This is a genomic window from Paenibacillus oenotherae, assembly GCF_019443105.1.
In the GTDB taxonomy this organism is placed as follows: Bacteria; Bacillota; Bacilli; order Paenibacillales; family Paenibacillaceae; genus Paenibacillus_Z; species Paenibacillus_Z oenotherae.
Genome location: NZ_JAHZIJ010000090.1, coordinates 1 through 477 on the forward strand (window position 1 = coordinate 1; position 477 = coordinate 477).

Below are 477 nucleotides of genomic sequence, written 5' to 3' on the forward strand. Positions count from 1 at the left end.
CATGACTATAATAGCAGAAAACCAGCTCACAAACCTATTTGAAAATCTTGTCACTCAGTTTGTAAAAGAAAACCTGGAATCCATTATGAAGGCGGAGATCAAACACTTCATGGAGGATGAAACGAACGAGCGGAACAGTCGAAATGGCTACTACAATCGCTCGCTCCATACGAAGTTTGGTCACATCGACGCGCTTGAAGTGCCACGTGATCGCAACGGTGCCTTTCAGACGCACGTTTTCGAGCCGTACCAACGCCGAGACGGCTGGCTGGAGGAGGCTGTTATTCAAATGTACAAGAGCGGAATGGGAACCCGTGATGTCGCACGCTTCATCGAGAGCATGTTTGGCAGTCACTATTCGCCTACGACGGTCAGCAACATCACCGCAACCGTACTGGAGGATATCCAGACGTGGCATCAAAGACCGTTGAAAAAGCGCTACAGCGTGATCTATCTCGACGGCATGTATGTGAAACT

The 477-nt window shown here is 49.1% G+C and carries 1 protein-coding gene; it reads left to right on the top strand.

Going from position 1 to position 477, the window contains the following annotated elements; genetic code table 11:
• Position 1: 1 nt before the first annotated feature.
• On the top strand, positions 2-477 hold a 476-nt coding region (locus K0T92_RS24705), incomplete at its 3' end, for a transposase (protein WP_219875280.1).